We start from the raw sequence: 6,898 nt of genomic DNA on the forward strand, positions 1-6,898 counted from the left end.
TTAGTTTTTGATTATTTTTTTTGTAATACTGTTGCTTCCATCATTCATATGTATATGAAGAAAATAAATTCCAGAAGGCATATCCGTTAAATCAACTTTTAAGTCTTGAGAGTTAACTTTTAATGTTCTAATCAATGAAGAATTTGAGCTATAAACGTTTACTGAAGATATTTTTTTAAGTAGTGAAACTCCTATATTTATAGACACAAAACCTTTGGTTGGGTTTGGAAAGATAGATAGTTGTTCTTCAAAATTAACAACTTCAGGTTCTATAGACTCCACTATCTCGTCTGTTTCTTTTTTGTTGGTTTTTTTTCCTGCTGAACCACATGCATCTGGACAGTAAAAACGTTCCGTTTGATTTCCTGCAGTATCGTAAGTAAAAGTTAGTTGAGAATCTGGGTTTAAACTTAATAAGTCATTTACTGAAGGCATAATACTATGATTGACTTGTTCCAATCTAGGTTTATAAAAGTATTGCCTATCCGCAGTATTAGTATCGTAATATAAATAAGCTCTATGTCTTAAACGAGTGGTAGATGGGCTAAACTTAAAATCAGTTGTACTCAGTACTTTTTCACCAGTTAAGCCATCATATATTCCCCCTTCATTAAAACCAAAAGGAAAGTTTTTACTTCGAATGAAACCAACTAACAGATACCATCTATCGAGTTTGGGTAAATCGCCAACAAAAAAATAAGGATTTCTAATAGCAATATTATCAAAATTTAAGATTGTGTAGTCATGAATACTTGAATCAGGTTGCCATTGTTGGCATCCAAAATACGTATTACCTGATTTAGAATTCGTCTTTTTTATCCAAACGCTGAATCGATAATCTCTAGCATTATTTATATTATGGTAGCTTGAATTCCAGCCACCATCAGCATTACTAGAGGCATCAGGAATTGCTTTCCATAGAATAACATTTTCTCCTACGTGGTTTCTTCCTAATTCTCTAATGTTTTCAGTTGTTGAACCATTTTGGCTAAATCCAGTCACACTGCCTGAACCAACTGTCCATGTGTTGGTGTTTAAAAGATTTTGAGAATAAATTGACTGAAAGTTTATATATAGAAGAATAAACCACAAATTTTTTATTGCTTTCATAAAATATTTTTGAATAAGTATTAGTGTAAATAGATATGTTTTAATCAGGTGATTACTTGTAATGTTTTACGGCTGGAATGCTTCAATATGTGTTTTCTGATTTCAGGGAAGGAAAATATTTCTTTCATAGTTAGACTTGGCCAAATGGATTTAATAAAAATTAAAAGCTAATTAATAGTTATCCCAAAACGATTCATATCTGTACAAGTTTTAGGACAGGTCAAATCTGCAACGTATGTAAGGTTTTTGCAAACTAAGTTTCTCTGTTTTTATAAATTTAGAGTCTAAATTTGTAAATTTGGGCTTACAAAAATGTTATGAATCTATTCTCTAGTTGGTTTTCTGTACTTTTTACGATCTTAATTTGTAACTCTGCTAATTGTCAAGGTTATAGAAAGGATTCATTAAAAGGTAAAACTTATAAATACCTAGAAAAGAAATTTTTTAAAAATCAACATGATCCTAAGTTAGCCTCAATCTATGTTGACGTATGGATAAATAAAGCTAAAGTGGAAAAGGATACTTTTAACTTAGCTAGTGCTTATTTGTATAAGTCGTATATTTTAGAATATAAAGAAGCCGTAAAATATTCAGATAGTGTTCTTTTTTTGACCAGAGATTATTTAAATGAAAAGTTCCCTGCTTTAGGATATATGATAAGAGGGTATCATCATTATTCAATAGGAGAAGATAAAAAGGCATTAGATGATTATTTAGCAGCTTATAACTATGCCTTAAAACGAAATAACATAAATCAACAAATTGAAATACAGCAATTCATAGGAGGAATGCATTATAATTCGGGAAATTATAACGAAGCTATAAAAATTTTTAAAAATCAATATTCTTATTTTGAATCTAAACCAGAGTTTAAAATAAAAAATAAAGCTGATTATTTGTTAGTTTTAGATGACTTGTCTAAGTCTTATTTAAGAGGTAAGAAAACTGATTCGGCACTCATATATACTATTAAAGGAATTAAGCTTAGTCTAAATAATGATAATGAAATGTATAGTCGTTTTTTATTAAATAGTGCTATTTCTTTTTATTATAAACAGGATAATTCCAAAGCTTTGGATAGCTTAAACAAAGTAGAATCAATGTTAGACAATACTAGTCTGGCAATTTGTATGTATTATAAAGCTAAAGTTTTTCAAAAGAATGATGAACAAAAATCGATTCAATATTTTGAAAAAATCGATTCAATATATAAAAAAAATAATGTTTCTTTTCTTGAATTAAGAGATGTGTATAAATCAATGTTTGATTATTATTCTCAAAATGGAACTGAAAAAGAGCAATTGAATTCAGTTAACAAATTGATAGAAATAGATAGTATACTGGACATTGATTTCAAAAATATTAATGATGGGATTATTAAAAATTATGAAGTTCCTAAACTTAAAAACGAAAAGGTTAAATTAGAAAAAGAATTAATTAAGTATAAATTAAATAATAAAGGGATAATATATACTGCAATCATAACAACATTGTTTTTTACTTTTTTATTGTTAAACTTTTATAGAAAACAGAAACGATATAAAAAGAGATTTAATGAAATTATTAACCAACAGAAAAAAAATAATCATAAGCTCCAAAAAAACACATTAAATAATGAAAATAATGAAATTGGGATTTCTAACGAAGTAATATCTAATATTTTGAAGCAATTAGAATTTTTTGAATCTAAAGATTATTTTACAAAAAATGATATTACTTTGAATAAATTGTCCAAAGAATTTAAGACTAACACTGCCTATTTATCTAAAGTTATAAATCATTACAAAAAGGAATCTTTTTCCAGCTATTTGAGTAGTTTGAGAATAGAATACGCTATAAAAGAGTTGAAAAATAACAAAACATTTAGAAATTATACAGTAATGGCCATGGCAAAAGAAATCGGATTTAATAACTCAGAATCATTTTCTAAAGCATTTTATAGAAAAACAGGTATTTATCCTTCATATTTTATAAAGCAACTTAACCAAACATCAAAAAAACTATAAATTTAATAGTCTAAATTTATAAATTAAGAGATTAATCAGGTTGTTACATTGATGGTTTGAAGAATTTTGATGTAAGTTTGATAACTAATTAAATTTTTAAAAAAATGAAAAAAAACAAAAAACAAATCATCAAAAGTCTAGGAGATTTTTCTAAATTTAAATTAAACAATTCTAAACTAGTAATAGGTGGAACTGATGATCCAATAGATAGAAAGAAATTAAAAGTACCTAGTGCTGGATAAAATTATTTCTTAATCATTTCCTTTACATCCCTTAAAGGAATTTAAAAGCCTTTTAAGAGATTAAATAATTTAAAAAATATGAAAAGACTGTTATTTATATTGACTATATTTTCTACAGTAGCTTGTACTGAAAAAAATAATTTTGATAAAAAATATTTGACTCTAAAAATTGAGGAAAAACCAGCTTTGGAAAAATATTTTGGTGCAAATGTAAATGACATCTATAGAAATTTAGAAGATACAAAGGACTCATTGGTTGATAGCTGGTATAGAAATCAAAATAATTTTGCTAAATCAATTTTAGATAGTATCTCAGGAAGAGATAATTTAACTAAAGAACTATACGAAATAAGTAGTAGAAAATCTTTTAGTATAAGAAGGGTTAATGTTACTCCTAATGATAAATACTTTTTTCTAAAGAAAGAAGCAGATGAAAGTTATTATAAACTATTTTATAAAGAAAACTTGCAATCTGATACTGTTATTCTATTAGATCCTAAGAAATTAAATATTAATGATAGAAATGATTACGTCATAAATTATATCAAACCAAGTTGGGATGGTAAATATGTAACCGTTTCACTTACTTATTCAGGGAGGGACTTATCTGAATTAGTGGTATTAGACGTTACTAATGAAAAATTACTGCCACAGATTTTGGCTAATGCTTGGCCAACTAGTTTTTTAGGAGTTAATTGGTTACCTGATAACTCTGGATTTACTTACTTAAGGTTTCAAGATACTGACATAACCAATCCAAAATTTAAGCGAAACTCTCAATCTGTTTTGCATTTGCTAAAAGATAAAAATGGTAAGGTTGATTATATTTTTGGTAATAAAACACATCCTAAATTAAATATTTCTGAAACGCTTTACCCTACTACTAAAATTCATTCCGAAAAAGATAAATACATCATAGGTTACCTTTCAGAAGTAGATAATTATTGGAAAGCATATTATGCTAATATTTCAGATATAAAATCTGGAAACTATGATTGGAAACCTTTGTATGATAAAAAAGACAAAGTTTTAACTCAAAAAGGATATTTTGTTGATAATGACTTCATTTTTTTATCAGCTAAAGATGCTGACAATAAAAAAATAATGTCAGTTAAGACCTCAGAATTAAATTTTGATGAGGCAGTTACCTTAGTAAGTGAAAAGTCAGAAGAAGTTATCGATGATTTTGAAATAACTAAAGATGCCATATTTTATTCAACTCTAAAACATGGAGTAGATGCCAATTTATATAAATTGGTTGATGGGAATGAAGAAAAATTAAAAACCCCAAAAAAGGCAGGTAGAATAACTTTAAATAATAAATCACCATATTCTAGTGAATTGTGGGTAGCTATCGAAGGGTGGACAAGTCCCTATATCGAATATTTTTATGATATCAAATCGAATACATTTTCAAAATATAGTCTATCCTCAAGTGTAGAATATCCTGAATTTAATAATATAATTGCTGAAGAGGTACTTGTTAAAGCTCATGATGGAGAAGAAATTCCTCTATCAATCATTAGAAATACTGATTTTGATAAAAATCATAAAGCTCCTGTTTTTTTGTACAGTTATGGAGCGTATGGAGATATTGAAAGTCCATATTTTTCGAGTTTAATGTTAAGTTTTATCAAAAAAGGAGGTATCTATGCTATTGCTCATGTTAGAGGTGGAGGAGAAAAAGGTGATAAATGGCATAAGGGAGGATATAAAACTACTAAATCTAATTCGTGGAAAGACTTGATTTCTTGTTCTGAATATCTTTTGAAAGAAAAATTAACAATTAAAGAAAATATAGCACTATATGGCGCAAGTGCAGGAGGAATAACAGTCGGAAGAGCAATGATTGAACGCCCAGACCTTTTTAAGGTTGTTATTTCTCAATATGGTTACTTAAATCCTTTTAGAAGTGAGGTTATCGGTTCCGCAGGTACAAATTCTGAAGAGTTTGGATCTGCAAAAGATTCTTTGGAATGTTTGTCTTTAATTAACATGGATCCATATTTGAATCTCAAGAATGATGAGGATTATCCTGCGGTTTATTTGACTACAGGTATGAACGATCCTCAAGTTCAGCCTTGGATGTCAGGTAAATTTGTTGCTAGATTACAAAATAATGATAAACTTAAAAATCCTGTTTTATTGTTAGCAGATTATGAAACTGGGCATGGAGATAACTCAAATGAACTTAAAATATACAAAGATTGGGCGAATATCTTCTCATTTATTTTCTGGCAAACAGGACATCCTGATTATCAGTTAAAATAAAGGGGTTAAGATATTAATTAAAATGGGTAAATCAGTATCATTCTGATATTCTCCATTTTTTTGTAAAATACAAAAAGTAAATTTTTCTATAGAATTTTATAAATCAAGAGGTTGTATTTATAAATCTTGGGAGAGACTGTTTTTTAAAACTTCATTTTATAACGAATTTTAACAAAAAAGAATAGGTTTAAACAAATCATGGCAAATCTATATAAAGCCTTATTTGTTAAGTGGAAAATATAAAATGGAAACTCTCTCAATTATAAGTGAATTTAAAAGACAATTACAAGACATAGAGCAATTTGAATATGATGCTATACGACAATCCAGAAAAGTTATTTTACTAAGTCGAAAGGTGCTTTCAAATCTTAAAAAAGAAGTATCTAAAAATAGCTTTAATTCTATAGGTGATGAAGTTCAATTCTTTAAAAACACTAAACAAATACCTTTAAAAAGCCTCATTTATCATTTAGAATGTTACAATTTTGAAATACATTATCCCAAAATAGGAAAAAAGAAACAGCAAAAATTCATCACAAAATCAAAACATAAAATACAAACCTTCTTTGCAAGACATTTAGATTTTATTAACTATATAGAACAAAATCACAATCATTTAGACTCATGGTATTTTACTAGACTGTACAATAATGAAATAAAAATTATCCCTATACAGGATTATACTTTAGAAATAGAATTTAATACATCACATGATATTCTATTAGGTAAACTAAATGCCTATAAACGTTTTATTAAATATTTGGAAGCCCGATTTGAAAAGCAAGAACAAAAAATAAACATAGATGACTTAGTTAAACAGTATAATTTAAAATGGACTTCAAGCAAAACTGCACTTACTGAGCTCATATATGCTCTTTATTACAGTCGAGTCATCAATAATGGAAATACAGATAAAAGAGAAATTGTCATGGCATTTCAAAAACTCTTCAATTTTGATTTAGGCGATTTTTATAAAATACATTCCGAAATCAAATCCAGAAAAAAAAGTAGAACCCGATTTTTAGATGAACTTTCCATGAGCTTTATGCATGAAATCGAAAAATCAGAAAGATAAGCTATCTTACAAAAGAGCCGAGTCAGGTACAACTTCGAGATTTTTGATTTTCATGACTTCAAACTATTTTTACAAGCCTTCTTGTACCCATTGTGTCTGTTGCACAAAATCATGCTAAAGATAGATAAAATTCGTATTTTGTTATATGCAAGGCAAGAAAGATTACCAAGAAAAATTGTTTGCTCAATTTCAGT

The 6,898-nt window shown here is 27.6% G+C and carries 5 protein-coding genes; 4 read left to right on the forward strand and 1 reads right to left on the reverse strand.

Annotated features, from left to right (window positions below):
• Entirely contained in the window at window positions 1-1,110 is a 1,110-nt protein-coding gene (locus HHX25_RS20530) for a T9SS type A sorting domain-containing protein (protein WP_169677298.1), read from the reverse strand.
• A 317-nt stretch (window positions 1,111-1,427) separates the two neighbouring features.
• Here HHX25_RS20530 and HHX25_RS20535 point away from each other — a divergent pair, with 317 nt between their 5' ends.
• The 4 genes from HHX25_RS20535 (at window position 1,428) to HHX25_RS20550 (ending at window position 6,704) form a co-directional block, all read left to right on the forward strand.
• Window positions 1,428-3,116 (forward strand): helix-turn-helix domain-containing protein, encoded by a 1,689-nt coding sequence (locus HHX25_RS20535; protein WP_169677299.1) that lies wholly within the window; start codon window positions 1,428-1,430, stop codon window positions 3,114-3,116.
• A gap of 104 nt (window positions 3,117-3,220) precedes the next feature.
• Window positions 3,221-3,358 carry a hypothetical protein gene (locus tag HHX25_RS20540; RefSeq protein ID WP_169677300.1) on the forward strand — a complete coding sequence of 46 codons (138 nt, stop codon included), beginning with the start codon at window positions 3,221-3,223 and terminating at the stop codon, window positions 3,356-3,358.
• A gap of 78 nt (window positions 3,359-3,436) precedes the next feature.
• Window positions 3,437-5,629 carry a prolyl oligopeptidase family serine peptidase gene (locus tag HHX25_RS20545; protein ID WP_169677301.1) on the forward strand — a complete coding sequence of 731 codons (2,193 nt, stop codon included), beginning with the start codon at window positions 3,437-3,439 and terminating at the stop codon, window positions 5,627-5,629.
• A 244-nt stretch (window positions 5,630-5,873) separates the two neighbouring features.
• Window positions 5,874-6,704, forward strand: a complete 831-nt coding sequence (locus HHX25_RS20550) for an RteC domain-containing protein (RefSeq protein ID WP_169677302.1) — start codon at window positions 5,874-5,876, stop codon at window positions 6,702-6,704.
• Window positions 6,705-6,898 lie beyond the last annotated feature (194 nt).

Origin of the sequence: Flavivirga algicola (assembly GCF_012910715.1) — a bacterium.
GTDB lineage: Bacteria > Bacteroidota > Bacteroidia > Flavobacteriales > Flavobacteriaceae > Flavivirga > Flavivirga algicola.

Excerpts from the sequence above, each read along its gene's own strand:
- HHX25_RS20535 (WP_169677299.1), top strand. The coding sequence starts at position 1,428 with ATGAATCTATTCTCTAGTTGGTTTTCTGTACTTTTTACGATCTTAATT.
- HHX25_RS20540 (WP_169677300.1), top strand. The coding sequence starts at position 3,221 with ATGAAAAAAAACAAAAAACAAATCATCAAAAGTCTAGGAGATTTTTCT.
- HHX25_RS20530 (WP_169677298.1), bottom strand. The coding sequence starts at position 1,110 with ATGAAAGCAATAAAAAATTTGTGGTTTATTCTTCTATATATAAACTTT.
- HHX25_RS20545 (WP_169677301.1), top strand. The coding sequence starts at position 3,437 with ATGAAAAGACTGTTATTTATATTGACTATATTTTCTACAGTAGCTTGT.
- HHX25_RS20550 (WP_169677302.1), top strand. The coding sequence starts at position 5,874 with ATGGAAACTCTCTCAATTATAAGTGAATTTAAAAGACAATTACAAGAC.